Raw genomic sequence first — 16,464 nt, 5'->3', positions numbered from 1 at the left:
CTGGCCCCCGGCTTGTGCCGCCATGAGCCATTCCGACGCCATCCTTGACCGCCTGATGTCGCTCCACCCCAAGGTCATCGACCTGTCGCTGGACCGGATGCACCGGCTGCTGGGGGCCCTGGGCAACCCCGAACGCCGCATCCCGCCGGTGATCCACATCGCGGGCACCAATGGCAAGGGCAGCACCCAGGCCATGATCCGCGCGGGGCTTCAGGCCGGGGGCGCGCGGGTCCATGCCTATACCTCGCCGCATCTGGCGCGCTTCCATGAACGCATCCGGCTGGCGGGCGATCTGATTGCGGAATCCGACCTTGCCGCCACACTGGAAGAATGCGAGGCCGCGAACGACGGCCAGCCGATCACCTTCTTCGAGATCACCACGGCCTCCGCTTTCCTGGCCTTTTCCCGCACGCCCGCCGACTACACCCTGCTCGAGGTCGGCCTTGGCGGCAGGCTGGACGCGACCAACGTGATCGACAGCCCCCGCCTGAGCGTCATTACCCCCGTCAGCATCGACCACACGCAATATCTGGGCGACACGCTGCCGCTGATCGCAGGTGAAAAGGCGGGGATCATCAAGCGCGGCGTCCCCGTGATCGTCGGCCCCCAGGATGAGGATGCCCTGCGCGTGATCGAGGCCAAGGCCTCGGGCCTGACCGCACCGGTCTTTGCCCATGGCCAGCACTGGATGATCGCGCGCGACCGCGACGGCATGGTCTATCAGGACGATCACGGGCTGTGGGATCTGCCTCTGCCGAACCTGATCGGCCCGCACCAGATCCAGAACGCCGGGACCGCCCTTGCCGCCCTGCGCCACCTGGGCGCGACCGAGGCCCATGCCCGCGCGGCGGTCACGCAGGCCGAATGGCCCGCCCGGATGCAGCGCCTTCGCCATGGCCCGCTGGTCGACCTGGCAGGCCCGCAGGCCGAACTGTGGCTGGACGGTGGCCACAACCCGGCGGGGGGCGAGGCCGTGGCCGCGACCCTGGCCGCCATGCCGCCCCGCCCGACCCATCTGGTCTGCGGGATGCTGAACACCAAGGACATCGCGGGCTATCTTCGGCCTCTGGCCGCCCATGCCCGTTCCCTGGTCGCCATCGACATTCCCGGCGAACCGAACACCCTGCCCGCCGCCACGACTGCCGGGGTGGCGCATGATGTCGGCATGATCGCAACAACCGCTGCGGATGCTGCCGACGCCATCGCGCGCGTTGTCAGCCGCGATCCCAAGGCACGGATCCTGATCTGCGGGTCGTTGTATCTGGCAGGGCGGGTTCTGCGCGAAAACGGCTGATCAGCCTGCGTCCCGTCCCCAAGCCGCATCCTGCATTTCCCGCAACCGGCTGGCGGTGCGCTCGAATTCGAAGCTGCCCTCGCCTTCGTTGTACAATTGCTCGGGCTGGTCGGCGCCGCTGGCCATCAGCCGCACCTTGGCCTCGTACAATGCGTCGATCAGTGTCACGAACCGCTTGGCCTCGTTGTAGTTGGAGGCCGACAGGCGGGGAATGCCGTCGATCATCAGCACGGACACCTTGCGCGACAGGGCCAGATAGTCCGCTGGACCCAGCGGCTTGCCGCACAGATCCCAGAAGCCCGACCGGCCAGCACCACCTGCAAACAAGGGCAGGACAAAGCTGCGTCCGCCGACCTCGATCCGAAGCGGCTGGCCCGCAGCACCCCCGGTCAGATCGTCCCAGATCGCGTCCATCGCGGCTTTTGCCGCCGCATCCGCCGGACAGAACCACACGGGGCTGCCCGCCACCCGCCCCTGCCGGTGGTCCACGGCGCTGTCCAGGCATACGACCTCCATCCGCTGGCGGATCAGGTCGATGAAAGGCAGGAAAAGCTGCCGGTTCAGCCCGTGCTTGTACAGATCCTCGGGCACCCGGTTCGATGTGGTGACAATCACCACCCCCTGTTCCAGCAGCACCTGGAACAGCCGCCCCACGATCATCGCATCCGCGATGTCGGTGATCTGCATCTCGTCAAAGCACAAAAGGCGGACGGTGGCCGCAACGTCCAGGGCCACAGGACGCACGGTGTCCTGGTCGCCCCTCTGGCGGGCACGGTTCAGCCCGGCCTGGATTTCCTGCATGAATTCGTGGAAATGCACCCGCCGCACCGGGACGGTCGCCGCCTCGGCCATCAGGTCCATCAGCATCGACTTGCCGCGCCCGACCCCGCCCCACAGGTAAAGGCCCCGGGGCGCAGGGGTCGGTGGCGGGCTGCCCACGCCCAGAAAGGCGCGCCAGGCCGACCGCTTTTCCGGCGCGGGCAGGGCCGCGATGTCGTCCAGAACCCGGTCCAGATGCGGCAGCACCGATTGCTGCGCGACATCAGGCGTAATCCGCCCCTCCGCAACGCGCCGGTGATAAAGATCGCTGACCTTGCCCATGGCGCGCCCTTGCCATGGTTGCCTGCCGCCCCGCAAGGCCCAATGCTTGACCATCCAGCGCCCCGCGTGCCACCCCTGCCATGACTGCACGAGAGGTTCCATGCCGAAGACCCCCACCCCCATCGCGGGCATCCCCGTCCTGTTCGTCATGGCGGCCGAGGCCGAATACGGTCCTGCCCTGCGCGCCCGGATCGACCCGCTGATCACCGGCATCGGCCCCGTCGAGGGCGCGGTCCAACTGACCGCCGCCCTGGCGGGGATGACGCCCCTGCCCCGGCTGATCGTCTCGCTGGGATCGGCGGGTTCGGCGCGGCTGGAACAGGCCGAGGTGTACCAGGCCACCGCCGTCGCCTATCGCGACATGGACGCATCGGCCCTGGGTTTCGAAAAGGGGCGCACGCCGCTACTGGATCTGCCGATCCGTGTCGATTTGCCCCACCGGGTCCAGGGGATCGCGCGCGCCACCCTGTCCACCGGCGCCAATGTCGTCAGCGGCCCGGCTTATGACGATATCGCCGAGGACATGGTGGACATGGAAACCTTTGCACATCTGCGCGCAGCCCAGCATTTCGGGGTTCCGCTGATCGGATTGCGGGGCATTTCGGACGGCGTGGCCGAATTGCAGCATCTGTCGGACTGGACGCAATACCTGCACATCATCGACGAAAAACTGGCCCATGCCGTGGACCGGATCGCCGACCAGCTTGGGGACGGAAGTCTTATCCCCGGCGCCCCGCGCTTGTCCTGAGGGCTGCCAACCCCTAAACCCCTGGGGCACATCGACCGGACAAGGCAGACATGGCACGCCGCACGACGATCACTTCCGACCGGCCCACCAGCAAGCGCGTGGGCGCCCTGCGCGCATTGGGGCCGTTCCTGCGCCCTTACCGCGTGCAGGTGGTGCTGGCGTTGATCGCGCTTGCCGCGACATCGGCCATCAGCCTGATCCTGCCCCTGGCCGCGCGCCGGGTGGTGGACAATTTCGACGACGGCGCGGGGCTGCTGGACGAATATTTCGGCGCCGCGCTGCTGATCGTGGCGGCGCTCGCCCTTGGCACGGCGACCCGCTATTACTTCGTGACACGCCTGGGCGAACGTGTGGTGGCCGATATCCGCAAGGCGGTCTTTGCGCGCGTGATCACCCTGTCGCCGGCATTCTTCGAACGCGTGATGACGGGCGAGATCCTGTCGCGCATCACCACCGACACCACGCTGATCCAGTCGGTGATCGGGTCGTCCCTGTCCATCGCGCTGCGCAACATGATCATCCTGGCGGGGGGGCTGGCGATGCTGGCCTTCACCTCGTTGAAGCTGATGGGGCTGGTGCTGCTGATCATTCCGGTGATCCTGGTGCCGATCATCGTGCTGGGCCGCCGCCTGCGTGGATTGTCGCGCGTGGGCCAGGACTGGATCGCCGCATCCTCTGGGGCGGCGTCCGAAACGCTGCTGGCCGCGCAAACGGTGCAGGCCTATACGCATGAGGACCGCAGCATCGCGCGCTTTGACGATGTGACGGAACGGTCCTTCGACGTGGCGCTGACGCGGATCCGCACGCGGGCGGTGATGACGGCCATCGTGATCTTCCTGATCTTCGCGGGTGTGATCGGCGTGCTGTGGGTCGGCGCGCGCGACGTGCAGACGGGCGTGATGACGGCGGGCCAACTGGTGCAGTTCGTGATCTATGCGATCCTGGTCGCGGGATCGACGGGCGCCTTGTCAGAAATCTGGGGCGAAATGCAACGGGCGGCGGGCGCCACCGAACGCCTGGGCGAATTGCTGGCCGCCGAGGATGCGCTGACCGATCCCGCCCACCCCGTGCCCCTGCCCCGCCCGGTGCGCGGCCATATCGTGCTGGAGGATGTCAGCTTCCATTACCCCACCCGGCCCGATGTCTCGGCCCTGGAAGGGGTCAGCCTGACCATCCGCCCGGGCGAAACCGTGGCCCTTGTCGGGCCGTCGGGCGCAGGCAAGACCACGGTGATCCAGTTGATCCAGCGGTTCTGGGATCCGGCAGGGGGGCGCGTCACGCTGGACGGCATCGACCTGCGCGACATGGCCCGGGGGGATTTCCGGCAGGCCATGGCCCTGGTCCCGCAGGATCCGGTGATCTTTGCGGCGACCGCCCTGGAAAACATCCGCCTGGGCCGCCCCGGCGCCTCACCCGCCGAAGTCGAGGATGCCGCCCGCGCGGCCCATGCCCACGACTTCATCAGCACCCTGCCCCAGGGTTACGACACCCCCTTGGGCGAGCGCGGCGTGATGCTGTCGGGCGGTCAGCGCCAGCGGATCGCCCTTGCCCGCGCCATCCTGCGCGACGCGCCATTGCTGCTGCTGGACGAAGCCACAAGCGCGCTGGATGCGGAATCCGAATCCCTGGTCCAAGCTGCCGTCCACCGACTGTCCCAGGGCCGCACCACGGTCGTAGTGGCGCACCGCCTGGCCACGGTGAAGAAGGCCGACCGCATTGTCGTCTTTGACGGTGGCCGCATCGTCGCCCAGGGCACGCATGATGCCCTGGTAGCCGAAGGCGGGCTTTACGCCCGGCTGGCGCGGATGCAGTTCACCGACATGGCCGTCCTGCCGGAACCCGCCTGATCAGCCGACAGGATCACCGGGGCGCGGCATAGACCGCAGCCCAGAACCGGGTCTTTCCATCCGGCCCGATGGCCTGGCCGATGCCGTAATCGCGCACCTGCGGGATCAGCATATTCGCCATGTGCCCGCCCGAGGCGTTCCACTCTGCCAGCACGCGTTCCTGCGAGAATGGTCCGGCGGCGATGTTTTCGGCCGTGACCATAGGCGCATAGCCTGCGGCCTTGACGCGCGGACCGGGACCGCTGGTCTTGCTGCCGATATGGGTCATGCGGCCGCGCTGCGCCATGTCGCAGGCGTGCCGGGCGGCGACCTGCGCCAGCACCGAACTGGGCTGCACGGGCGGCAGGCCGGCATTGCGCCGCACCGCACTGGTGACGGCCGCGCCATGGCTGTTCTGGCCCGAACTGGTGGCCAGGCAGGTCGCCTTGCCCGCAGGCATCAGTTGCATGGCATGGGGATCGTCGCCGCCGTTGCTGATATCGCGCACTGGCTGGGCGCAGCCCGCCACGATAACGCAAGACAGCATCGCGACTGCAATTTGAAGGGAATGAGTCATCGTTCTCACCTTTTGAGGCAATAGCATCCTGAGGGTGAAAAAATTAATAATTTAACAATGCACGGTTGAAATATGGGCGGACGGTGGAAAATGACCAGAGGGAACGGTTCCGGCAAACGGACGTTTTCCACCAGATCGCGCTTGGACCCAATGAAAGGACGCTTGCATGGCCATCTGGGATTTCGTCAAGGACGCTGGAAAATCCGTCTTCGGCAAGGCTGAAGCGGCCGAACCCAAATCGACCCCGCAGCCTGGCGCCACCGCCGCAAAGCCTGCCCCTGATCCCGACACGGCCCGCAAGGTCGCGGCGCTCAAGGCAGAGTTGAAGGCGTTGAACCTGGACAAGGACGACGTGCATCTGACGCTGCGCGGCGACACCGTCAAGATCGACAGCAAGGGCGCTGACCGCGAAACCTTGGAAAAGCTGGTGCTTGCCGTCGGCAACATCGAAGGCATCGCCAAGGTCGAGGCGGACCTGCCCGAGGCGGGGCCGGAAGCCGGGCAAGCCCCGGTCTTTCATACCGTCAAGAAGGGCGAAACCCTGTCGGCCATTGCCAAGGCCTATCTGGGCAGTGCCGGCAAATACAACGCCATCTTCGAGGCGAACCGCCCGATGCTTTCCGATCCCGACAAGATTTATCCTGGCCAGACCCTGCGCATCCCGCAGGGCTGAGGCCCCTGACGCGGTGTCGGATACGTCTGACGCCGCGTCCCGCGCCGCATGGCCGTCAAGACCCTTGCCCCTTTTCCCGCCAATGGCCCATTCTAGGACAAAAGGCGGGATCAGGAGGGTGATCCCGAAGGGGAGAGGGACGGATGACGCGTTTTCGCAACTATGACGACCGCAACGCCTTGCAGGTGGAAATGCCGTATCAGGCGCGGGGATTGCCGGTCACGATCCATGGCTTTCTGACCCGCACCGCCGAACGCTTTCCCGACCGGCCCGCGATCAGCTTTCAGCTTCTGTCCGGGGCTGCGGACCATGCGACGACCCTGACCTGGCGGGAACTGCTGGAACGCGTGACGGAAACCGCCAACCTGCTGCGCAAGCTGGGCATCGGCCCGTCCGACACCGTGGCCTATCTGCTCCCCAACAGCATCGAAACCCCGGTGGTCCTGCTGGCGGGCGCCACGGCGGGGATCGTCAACCCGATCAATCCCCTGCTGGACGCCCAGCAGATCGCGGGCATCCTGCGCGAAACCCGGGCCAAGGTGCTGGTGACTCTGCGCGCCTTCCCGAAAACCGACGTTGCGCAAAAGGCGGCCGAGGCCGTGGCCAATGCCCCAAGCGTCACCCATGTGATCGAGGTGGACCTGAACCGCCATCTGCGCGGTATCAAGCGTTACATCGTGCCGCTGATCCGTCCGCGCGTGAAGCGCCGCCACAAGGCCAAGGTTCTGAACTTCGAGGCCGCGACAAGCGCCGAAAGGCACACGCGCCTGGACTTCGACGACATGCAGCGGGACCGGGTCGCGGCCTATTTCCACACCGGCGGCACCACCGGCACGCCCAAGGTGGCCCAGCACAAATATTCCGGCATGATCTATAACGGCTGGCTGGGCGGGTCGCTGCTGTTCGACGAAACCGACGTGCTGATGTGTCCGCTGCCGATGTTCCATGTCTTTGCCGCCTATCCGGTGCTGATGTCCTGCATCGCCTCCGGTGCCCATGTGGTGATGCCCACCCCTGCCGGATACCGGGGCGAAGGCGTGTTCGACAATTTCTGGAAACTGATCGAACGCTGGCAGGCGACCTTCCTGATCACTGTGCCGACCGCGATTTCCGCGCTGATGCAGCGCCCGGTCAATGCCGATGTGTCCTCGCTGAAGACCGCCATTTCGGGATCGGCCCCCCTTCCGATCGAGCTTTACAACCGCTTCAAATCCGCCACCGGGGTCGAGATCGCCGAAGGCTATGGCCTGACCGAGGCCACCTGCCTGGTCAGCTGCAATCCGGTAGACGGCATGAAAAAGGTGGGTTCCGTGGGCATCCCCCTGCCCTATACCCAGGTCCGCATCCTCAATCACGACGACGGGGGCCGGGTCCATGAATGCCCGACCGACGTGGTGGGGGAAATCTGCGTCGCCAATCCCGGCGTCTTCCCCGGTTCGACCTATACCGAGGCCGACAAGAACCACGACCTGTTCGCCGACGACATCTATCTGCGGACCGGCGACCTGGGTCGGCTGGACGCGGATGGCTATCTGTGGATCACCGGCCGGGCCAAGGATCTCATCATTCGCGGCGGCCACAACATCGACCCCGCCGAGATCGAGGAGGCGATGCTGTCCCACCCCGCCGTGGCCTTCGCCGGCGCCATCGGCCAGCCGGACAGCTTTGCGGGCGAGCTGCCCTGCGTTTATGTGGAACTGGTCGCAGGCGCTTCCGTCACCGAGGCCGAGCTACGGGACCACGCCAAGACCCATATCCACGAACGCGCCGCCATCCCCAAGCACGTCGAGATCCTGCCCGAACTGCCGAAAACGGCCGTCGGCAAGATCTTCAAGCCCGACCTGCGCCGCCTTGCCATCAAGCGCGTCTATGACGCGGCCTTGTCCGGCACCGGTGCCCATGTGGCCGAGGTGGTCGAGGACAAGAAGCGCGGGCTGGTGGCACGGCTGACCCGCGAGGCCGGGACGGACGAAGGGGCGGTCAAGGCAAGGCTAGGGGAATTTACGCGCCCGTGGGAGTGGGTGTGACGGTCCTTGCAAGGTTCCTGCTTTAATCGGCCAGGGTAAGGGGTTAATACACCTTTAAGGCGAAGGGTGGCATCTGCCCTGCAAGTAAGGACAAGCGATGAGCGAACCCCTTCCCGGCTCTGGCTGGTCACGAGAAATCGTCACCGTAAGAAATGCCTGGGTTTTTCCCCCGCAAGAAAGTACAGGTCGCCCACCCTGCGGGGTTGTGACCGCCGCTGGCCAGGATGTGTTGCACGCCTCGACCTGGCGAGGCGGCATCCGCATGACGCGTCCCGTGGACGCAGCCAGGGAGCCTGCAGACTTTTTGCCGGGGCGACACCTGTGGGGCGGGCTTTATTATGGGCATTTCGGTCACTTCATGACGGAAACCATGGCGCGGTGCTGGGCCTTCGATCACCCGGGCATCGACAGCGTTCTTTTCGTTCCGAAGCATGACAAGCTGTCGGCCTTCCAAAGCTATCAGGCAAAGTTCTGGAGCCTTCTTGGCCTGACGGCAAAGGAGAGGATCGTTCAAAAACCCATCATGGTCGAGGAATTGCTGGTCCCGGGCCAAGGCTTCGGCTTGGGCAGGATCGCCGAAGGAACACCAGAGTTCCGCGCGACCATGACGCGCATGGCACAGGCACTGCCCTCGGACCCGCCGCGCAAGATTTATGTTTCACGCACGAGGTTCAACGGCCGCGGCGGCGTCTTGTATGAAAAGACCATCGAACGCAATATGATGGATCAGGGCTACACGATCATGCATCCTGAAAAGATGGACCTTCAGGAGCAGTTGCGCTTCTACAAGTCGGCGACCCATATCGTGGGCGTCGACAGTTCTGCCTTTCACATTGCGGGCATGGTGGCCGAACCGTCAAAGAAGATCGCCTTCATCCTGCGCCGCGACAACAAGGCCCATGAATCCATTGCTGCCCAGATCAGCGGCATGATTGGGCGCGACCCGGTCATCATCGACGCGCTTGCGGCGAATTGGGTGGAAAAGGGCGCAACCTCCTCGAACCACCTCAGTTGGGGAGAGCTTGACCATGCAAGCCTGGCCCGGGGTTTGCAGGATCACGGCTTTATCGACGACAAGGATCGATGGAAGGCGCCATCCGACCAGGACAGGACCGAAAGCCTGACATGGGTCCGGTCGAAACACGCGGACGATCTTGTCCGCATACCGCTTGAACGTTGACGGCCAAGCCAAAGGGAAACAGCGAATGAACGACCGCGATGTCAAAATCCTTGGTGTTTGCCGATTTTCGATGCTGGGCCGGGGGGACTGGAAGGCTTTCCGCAATCAGCCGGACGAAGCCCTCGAGGCGATCTATGCGACCCAGTCGCGGGAACTGTTCATGCCGGAACGCCTCGAGTCCCGGCTGGCCACGTTCGAGCATCTGACCCTGCGGTCGCTGACCCATCAAAGCGATGCTGATTTCCGGTTCCTGGTCGTATCCTCGGACCGGATGCCCGATCCGTATCGCGCGCGGCTGGAGGATATCTGCCGAAACGTGGACCAGGTGATCCTGCGTTTTCTTCCCCCGACCCATATCTCGGAGGCAATCGGGACGGTTTCTGCGGAAGTCGGTCTGGATCTGGCCGACACGGTCCAGTTCAGGTTGGACGACGATGATTGCGTCTCCAGGGACTACATCCGCCGCCTGCGTCGTCATGCCGCCAGCATGTGGCGCAATGCCCATTTCGCGGTCAGCTTTCCATCGATCTTCTATTGCATCACCGATGGCCCGACCGAAGGCATCTATAACTGGTACAGCCCGTTTTTCAGCGCGGGCGCCGCGATCCGCCATTCCTCGCGCACGATCTTCGATTATGGCCATTACGCGATCCCGACCCGGCTGGTCGCTGTCACCGATCCGCATTTCCCCAACATCGTCACCCATCGGGGCGACAACGACACGCCCCGCCACGCACCCGAGATCCTGCGCAAGCGCGGCATGTCCAAGGCCAGCCGGTCCGATGTGGAACGCGCCGTGGAACGCCATTTCGGTTACATGACGGATGCGGGGATGGCGATGTGCAGCTTTGACCGGATGCTGGCGGACGCCTGACGGTCCCGGTGGTGGACGACCCCATCTGCCCCCTATGCCTGCGCCCGATCCCCCCGGGCGTTCCCCAAAGCCGCCATCACTTGATCCCAAAGCTGCGCGGCGGCAAGGGAGGCGAGACGGTGCTGCTGCACCATGTCTGCCACAAGACCATCCACAAGACCCTGAGCGAGACGGACCTCGCGCGCAACTTTGCCACCACCGAGGCACTGCGCGGTCATCCCGACCTGCGGCGGTTCTTCGACTGGGTGGGCAAACGTCCGCCCGGCTGGACAGGCAAGGTCCGGTAACGCGCCTGTGTGTTTGTCCCCGGCCCGATTCGGGTCAGGCTGAACCATTGCAACAAGAGACAGGAGCCTTCATGACGCGACTTTCCCTTGCTACCCTCACCGCCTGCCTGCTTGCCGCCCCGGTCCTCGCCTCTCAAGGCCCGGTCGCGACTGATCAGGCAGCAGGCCCGACGCCCACGCTGATCGTGGCGCAGTGCCCCGGCAAGCCGCCGGTCAATGCCTAGAGAAAGCGCAACGCCCGCGGGCGTTGCGTACCATGCCAGTGTCGGCGGGGCCTAGCCCCGCCTTTGGCTTTCACCGCGTGAACTTCTTGTACTTCACCCGCTTGGGCTCGATGCTGTCCGGCCCCAGACGCCGCACCTTGTCCTTCTCGTAATCCTCGAAGTTCCCCTCGAAGAACTCCACATGGGCATCGCCCTCGAAGGCCAGGATATGCGTGCAAAGCCGGTCAAGGAAGAACCGATCGTGCGAGATGATGATCGCGCAGCCCGCGAAGTTCTCGATCGCGGCTTCCAGGGCTTGCAGGGTTTCCACGTCCAGGTCGTTGGTCGGCTCGTCCAGCAGCAGCACGTTGCCGCCCGATTTCAGCAGCTTGGCCATGTGGACGCGGTTGCGTTCGCCGCCCGACAGCAGGCCCACCTTTTTCTGCTGGTCGCCGCCCTTGAAGTTGAAGGAACCCACATAGTTGCGGCTGTTGACCTGCGCATCGCCAAGTTCGATCACCTCGGCCCCGCCCGAGATTTCCTCCCACACGGTCTTGTCGGGATCCAGGCTGTCGCGGGACTGATCGACATAGGACATCTTCACCGTCTCGCCGATGGTGATGGTGCCCTCGTCGGGCTGTTCCTGGCTGGTGATCATCTTGAACAGGGTGGATTTGCCGGCGCCGTTCGGACCGATCACGCCGATGATGCCGCCGGGCGGCAGGCTGAAGGACAAATCCTCGATCAGAAGCTTGTCGCCCATGTGCTTTTTCAGGCCCTCGACCTCGATCACCTTGCCGCCAAGGCGCGGGCCATGGGGGATGACGATCTGGGCCTTGCCCACCAATTCCTTGACCGATTCGTCGGCCATCTTGTTATAGGCGGAAATCCGGGCCTTGGATTTCGCCTGGCGGGCCTTGGCGCCTGCCCGGATCCATTCCAGTTCCTTTTCCATGGCCTTCTGCTTGGACTTGTCCTCGCGCGCTTCCTGCGCCACGCGCTTGGCCTTGGCCTCCAGCCACGACGAATAGTTGCCCTCGTGCGGCAATCCGCGGCCGCGCTCCAGTTCCAGGATCCAGCTTGTGATATCGTCCAGGAAGTAGCGGTCGTGGGTCACGGTCAGGATCGTGCCCTTGTATTCGATCAGGTGCTTTTGCAGCCAGGCGATGGTTTCCGCGTCCAGGTGGTTGGTCGGCTCGTCCAGCAGCAGCATATCGGGTGCTTCCAGCAGCAGCTTGCACAGCGCCACGCGGCGGCGTTCGCCCCCTGACAGGGTTTCCACATCCGCGTCGTCGGGCGGGCAGCGCAGCGCCTCCATCGCGATGTCCACCTGGCTGTCCAGATCCCACAGGTTCTCTGCGTCGATCTCGTCTTGCAACCGCGCCATCTCGTCGGCGGTCTCGTCGGAATAGTTCATCGCCAGTTCGTTATAGCGGTCCAGCTTGGCCTGCTTGGCCTTCACGCCTTCCATGACGTTGCCGCGCACGTTCAGTTGCGGATCCAGCCAGGGTTCCTGGGACAGATAGCCGACCTTGGCGCCCTTGGCGGCCCAGGCCTCGCCCTGGAAATCCTTGTCAATGCCGGCCATGACCTTGAGAAGGGTCGATTTCCCCGCGCCGTTCACGCCCACGACGCCGATCTTGACGCCCGGCAGGAAGTTGAGGTGGATGTTCTCGAACACCTTCTTGCCGCCGGGATAGGTCTTGGACACGCCGTCCATGTGGTAGACGAACTGATAGGACGCCATCGGAATCTCCTGCAAACTTTGGGTGCTATTTAGGCGAAAGCGGGGCCAAGCGAAAGGTCAGCGCGTCTGGGCAACGAAATCCGCGCCCAGGTGATCCGCCAAGAAGGCCAGTTGCGGGGCAATGCGATCCTCGAGGGCGGCAATCGCCTCGGGCGGCGGCTGGAGGGGGTTGCGACTGGCAAAGACCTTTTCCGCGATGTTGGAATAAAGCCAGGGACCGATGCCCAGATGCGCCTCGACCGCCTCCATCAGGCCATGGGGATCGCGGGCAATGCGGCCGAAGGGCAGAACCAGCATTTCAGGATATTGCGCCTGCCAGCGGGGCAGATAGCTGGCGTAGTCCCCCCGGTCGTGCAGCACGGGGTTGTCGATTTCCGCCATCCATTCGGCAAGCGTCTGGGGACGGCGCCCTTCGCGTTGCAGGTTCATGCGCAGTTGCGACACGGCGCGGTCAACGGGGTGGCGGATCAGGTAGATGACCTTGGCGCGGGGCAGGAACCTTGCCACGTAATCCACGCCTTCGTCGGGCAGGGTCGAATATTCCGGCGTGAAGTCCATCGGAATGGCGACCGGCGGTGCGGGGGCGAAGACGCGCTTGTACCACTGGTTGTGGAACATCTTGCCGCGCGTGACACCGTTCAGATAGGCGTCCAGATCCGGGGGCACGGGGATGCCGCGCCTGGCATGGCGGTCGCGTACTTCCTGGGGCTTCTGGCGGTAATGCCAGTCGATCCATTTCCGGTGGCCCGGCAGGAACAGGTGGTTGAAATACTGCACCTCCTTGAACGGAGGAATCCAGATCTGGGGATGCTGGCCCAGCATCTGCGCCAGCCAGCTTGTCCCGGCCTTTTGCGCGCCGATGCACAGCGCGCCGGGCTTTCGCGGCTGGCCCGCCGGATCCAGTACCGTGCCAAGGCTGCTCAACGCAGCTTGACCACATTGCTTTGGGAATGGTTGGAATAGGTGGGCCAGTCCGGCTGGTAATCATCGGCCTGGTTGCCCCAGACGGTCCAGTTCTTGCGCGGACCCCGCGCGAACATCTCCAGCCGAGGGCCCCAGCTGCAAGCCTCGATCAGGTCGTACTGCTCGTCTGGCTTGCGCGAGTGTTCGCGTTTCTGGGTGGCGATGATGTTTTCTTGGCTGCGGCCCGCATCCAGCGTGCGCACATCCTTGCCGCGCACGCCGAACAGCAGGATTTCCGTCACGTTGCGGAAATAAAACCCCACGCCGCGCCGGTCGGGGCCGCCATCCTTGCGGACCTTGTACCAGATCAGGTTGGATTTGTACTTGAAGCCCCAGTGTTCCATCACCTTCAGCCCCTCGGGCAAAAGGGCGTTCGGCACCCACAGGTAAAGATGCGCCCGGGCGTCGGCCACCGCCTCGACGGGCAGGTCGCAGATCGCGTCCAGCGTCATGGTCGGGTAACGCGACAGGCGCTTGTGTTCGGGGGCCATCTTGCCCGTGCGGTTCTGGAACTGCCAGGGGGGATCGGCCAGGATGGTGCCGAACTTGACGGCGCCTGCGGTGGCCAGAAGATCGTCAGACGCGCTGCTCAACGTGGCCTCCGGTGTCCAGGTAAAGGGCTTTGGTGATACCGAACACCAATAGCGGACAGCCCGCCCCGCCGCCACCTTCAATTCGGGGCAACAGCTTCGACATATGCGTGGTGGATTCGCCATAGGACGACCCCCGCCCAAGCTGGCGGAAGATCTGCTGGAGTTCATCCGCCCGGGTGACGATCACACCCACGCTTAACGCGCGCAGGTCGAACAGCAGGCGGAAGTTGTTGAGATCGCGATCATAAAACGGATCCTTGTTGTTCCACTCGATCTCCAGCCCGATGCCGCGCTTGAAGCAATCGACCTTGTGGGTGGGGCTTTCCTTCATCAGGTCATCGACCACGATGCCGGTGCGGAACTGCCGTTCACGCCAGCCCCGCGTTGCCAGAAACCCGTCGATAAAGGCCGACACGCGCGACTTGTTGCCGCCCCCCACCTCGATCCATTCGCGTTTCAGGCGGAAGGATGTCAGCACGTCGATGATGTCGCGCCATTCATCGGGAAAGTCATGCGCCAGGATGGCGCTTGCATGGCGCCATTCGTGAACCTCGTAATGGTCGGCGATAAAGGCAGGCAGCCGGTTTCGCAGCGTCACAAACGGCCCCAAAGATCGTATTCGCCCGCCTCGTCCACGGTCACGGTCACGATATCGCCGGGGGCCAGGGCCTGGAACCTTTCGTCGATGAACAGGTTGCCGTCGATTTCCGGGGCGTCCGCCTTGGTGCGGCAGGTGGCCCCCTGATCGTCCACGCTGTCCACGATCACCTCGATCCGGCTGCCGACCTTGGCCGCCAGCTTGGCTTCGGAAATCGCCTGGGCCTTTTCCATGAAACGCTCGAAGCGGTCCTGCTTGACCTCGGGCGCGACATGATCGGGCAGGTCATTGGCCCGCGCGCCCTTGACGTTCTCGTACTGGAAGGCGCCCACGCGATCCAGTTGCGCCTCGTCCAGCCAGTCCAGCAGGGTCTGGAACTCGGCCTCGGTTTCGCCGGGATAGCCCACGATGAAGGTGGATCGCAGGGTGATGTCCGGGCAGACCGCGCGCCAGGCGGCAATTTCGTCAAGGGTCCGCGCGGCGGCGGCGGGACGGGCCATGCGGCGCAGCACCTCGGGATGGGCGTGCTGGAAGGGGATGTCCAGATAGGGCAGCACCAGCCCTTCCGCCATCAGCGGGATCAGGTCGCGCACATGGGGATAGGGGTAAACGTAATGCAGCCGCAGCCAGGCCCCCAGGCTGCCCAAGTCGCGGGCCAGGTCGGTGATATGGGCGCGGTGGCCGCGTTCGGTTTCAAACTTGCGGTCCAGGCCATAGGCCGAAGTGTCCTGGCTGATGACCAGCAATTCCCTGACCCCGGCCTCGACCAGCTTCTCGGCCTCGCGGACGATGGCATGGGCGGGGCGGCTGACCAGGCGTCCGCGCATATCGGGAATGATGCAGAACTTGCAGCGGTGATTGCAGCCCTCGGAAATCTTCAGATAGCTGTAATGGCGCGGGGTCAGGCTGACGCCCGATGCAGGCAGCAGGTCGATAAAGGGATCGGGCTGCGGTGGCACGGCGGCGTGGACCGCATCCAGCACGGCCTCGTACTGGTGCGGGCCGGTGACGGCCAGAACTTTGGGATGGGCGCCCGTGATGTATTCGGGTTCCGCCCCCAGACAGCCCGTGACCAGAACCTTGCCATTCTCGCGCAGCGCCTCGCCAATCGCATCCAGCGATTCCGCCTTGGCGCTGTCCAAGAAGCCGCAGGTGTTCACGATCACCGCATCCGCACCCTTGTAGTCGGGGCTGATCGCATAGCCCTCGGCCCGCAGGCGGGTCAGGATGCGTTCGCTGTCCACAAGCGCCTTGGGACAGCCAAGGCTGACCATGCCGATGGTCGGCTGGCCTTCGCGGCGCACCCCAAGGCTGTCATCGGGAATGCGGGCGCGGGCCAGGTCGGGGCGCAGGTCGGGCGGGTTCATGTGCATCCGCCGCAGATAGGTGATTCGGGCGCGCCGGAAAAGGGGGATGCGGCACGCTTGACGTCGCCGGAACGTGATTTCCCGAAACTCCGCCAATCGGCAAGATACACCGCATGACCCGATTTCGCCTGATCCTGACCCTTGCCGCCGCCCTGACGGGCGTGGTTCCCGCCGCAACCAACGCCGATATCGTCGATCGGGGGCGCTTTATCGACGTGGAAAACCATCGCGGCGGCAATGTGCTGCAAATGGTGCAGTTGCGCGAACGGCTGGCCCGGTCGGGCAAGACGGTGCGGATCCAAGGATACTGCCGGTCGGCCTGCACGATCCTGACGACGCTGCCCAATGCCTGCCTGGGGCCGAAGTCGCGCATCGGCTTTCACGCGCCGCGCATCCCGAACACCCA

The 16,464-nt window shown here is 64.7% G+C and carries 17 protein-coding genes; 9 read left to right on the top strand and 8 right to left on the bottom strand.

Features of this window, described 5'->3' with window-relative positions; genetic code table 11:
- The first annotated feature begins 22 nt into the window (after positions 1–22).
- Complete coding sequence (locus LZ585_RS02515) at positions 23–1,294, top strand: bifunctional folylpolyglutamate synthase/dihydrofolate synthase (RefSeq protein ID WP_234854889.1); 1,272 nt, start codon at positions 23–25, stop codon at positions 1,292–1,294.
- Here LZ585_RS02515 and zapE read toward each other — a convergent pair whose 3' ends face one another.
- On the bottom strand, positions 1,295–2,395 hold the full coding sequence (zapE, locus tag LZ585_RS02510) for a cell division protein ZapE (RefSeq protein WP_234854888.1): 1,101 nt from the start codon (positions 2,393–2,395) through the stop codon (positions 1,295–1,297).
- Between the two features lie 100 nt (positions 2,396–2,495).
- Between zapE and LZ585_RS02505 the strand changes: the two genes are divergently transcribed.
- Positions 2,496–3,143 (top strand): 5'-methylthioadenosine/S-adenosylhomocysteine nucleosidase, encoded by a 648-nt coding sequence (locus LZ585_RS02505; RefSeq protein WP_234854887.1) that lies wholly within the window; start codon positions 2,496–2,498, stop codon positions 3,141–3,143.
- A 50-nt stretch (positions 3,144–3,193) separates the two neighbouring features.
- A complete protein-coding gene (locus LZ585_RS02500; protein WP_234854886.1) occupies positions 3,194–4,990 on the top strand; it encodes an ABC transporter transmembrane domain-containing protein in 1,797 nt (598 codons plus the stop codon).
- 13 nt (positions 4,991–5,003) lie between these two features.
- On the opposite strand, the gene LZ585_RS02495 is transcribed toward LZ585_RS02500, so the two are convergent.
- A complete protein-coding gene (locus tag LZ585_RS02495) occupies positions 5,004–5,546 on the bottom strand; it encodes a CAP domain-containing protein (RefSeq protein ID WP_234854885.1) in 543 nt (180 codons plus the stop codon).
- Between the two features lie 166 nt (positions 5,547–5,712).
- On the opposite strand from LZ585_RS02495, the gene lysM reads away from it, so the two are divergent.
- From lysM to LZ585_RS02465, 6 genes are all read left to right on the top strand, one after another.
- Complete coding sequence (gene lysM, locus LZ585_RS02490) at positions 5,713–6,219, top strand: peptidoglycan-binding protein LysM (protein ID WP_234854884.1); 507 nt, start codon at positions 5,713–5,715, stop codon at positions 6,217–6,219.
- Between the two features lie 143 nt (positions 6,220–6,362).
- On the top strand, positions 6,363–8,246 hold the full coding sequence (locus tag LZ585_RS02485) for an acyl-CoA synthetase (RefSeq protein ID WP_256445639.1): 1,884 nt from the start codon (positions 6,363–6,365) through the stop codon (positions 8,244–8,246).
- A gap of 205 nt (positions 8,247–8,451) precedes the next feature.
- Entirely contained in the window at positions 8,452–9,426 is a 975-nt protein-coding gene (locus LZ585_RS02480) for a glycosyltransferase family 61 protein (protein ID WP_234854883.1), read from the top strand.
- Between the two features lie 25 nt (positions 9,427–9,451).
- Entirely contained in the window at positions 9,452–10,300 is an 849-nt protein-coding gene (locus LZ585_RS02475) for a glycosyltransferase (RefSeq protein ID WP_234854882.1), read from the top strand.
- Between the two features lie 11 nt (positions 10,301–10,311).
- On the top strand, positions 10,312–10,587 hold the full coding sequence (locus LZ585_RS02470) for an HNH endonuclease (protein WP_234854881.1): 276 nt from the start codon (positions 10,312–10,314) through the stop codon (positions 10,585–10,587).
- Between the two features lie 71 nt (positions 10,588–10,658).
- Positions 10,659–10,811 (top strand): hypothetical protein, encoded by a 153-nt coding sequence (locus LZ585_RS02465; RefSeq protein WP_234854880.1) that lies wholly within the window; start codon positions 10,659–10,661, stop codon positions 10,809–10,811.
- 70 nt (positions 10,812–10,881) lie between these two features.
- Here the strand turns inward: LZ585_RS02465 and ettA are convergent, their stop codons facing one another.
- From ettA to LZ585_RS02435, 6 genes are read right to left on the bottom strand one after another with little or no spacing between them, the layout of a single operon-like run.
- Positions 10,882–12,537, bottom strand: coding sequence for an energy-dependent translational throttle protein EttA (gene ettA, locus LZ585_RS02460; RefSeq protein ID WP_234854879.1), 1,656 nt, complete (start codon positions 12,535–12,537; stop codon positions 10,882–10,884).
- A 57-nt stretch (positions 12,538–12,594) separates the two neighbouring features.
- Positions 12,595–13,461, bottom strand: coding sequence for a sulfotransferase family protein (locus LZ585_RS02455; RefSeq protein ID WP_234854878.1), 867 nt, complete (start codon positions 13,459–13,461; stop codon positions 12,595–12,597).
- Positions 13,458–14,093: an MT-A70 family methyltransferase gene (locus tag LZ585_RS02450; RefSeq protein WP_234854877.1), complete on the bottom strand. Its 636-nt coding sequence runs from the start codon at positions 14,091–14,093 to the stop codon at positions 13,458–13,460. The genes LZ585_RS02455 and LZ585_RS02450 overlap by 4 nt, the downstream gene beginning before the upstream one ends.
- Positions 14,077–14,691, bottom strand: a complete 615-nt coding sequence (locus LZ585_RS02445) for a BglII/BstYI family type II restriction endonuclease (protein WP_234854876.1) — start codon at positions 14,689–14,691, stop codon at positions 14,077–14,079. Before LZ585_RS02445 ends, LZ585_RS02450 begins: the two co-directional genes overlap by 17 nt.
- Positions 14,688–16,064: a 30S ribosomal protein S12 methylthiotransferase RimO gene (rimO, locus tag LZ585_RS02440; RefSeq protein WP_234854875.1), complete on the bottom strand. Its 1,377-nt coding sequence runs from the start codon at positions 16,062–16,064 to the stop codon at positions 14,688–14,690. Before rimO ends, LZ585_RS02445 begins: the two co-directional genes overlap by 4 nt.
- Positions 16,055–16,360 carry a hypothetical protein gene (locus tag LZ585_RS02435; protein WP_234854874.1) on the bottom strand — a complete coding sequence of 102 codons (306 nt, stop codon included), beginning with the start codon at positions 16,358–16,360 and terminating at the stop codon, positions 16,055–16,057. Before LZ585_RS02435 ends, rimO begins: the two co-directional genes overlap by 10 nt.
- Between the last annotated feature and the right edge of the window lie 104 nt (positions 16,361–16,464).

It is taken from the genome of Paracoccus everestensis (genome assembly GCF_021491915.1).
GTDB lineage: Bacteria > Pseudomonadota > Alphaproteobacteria > Rhodobacterales > Rhodobacteraceae > Paracoccus > Paracoccus everestensis.
The sequence above is the reverse complement of the archived record's forward strand: the minus strand, read 5'-3'. Positions and strand labels throughout refer to the sequence as shown.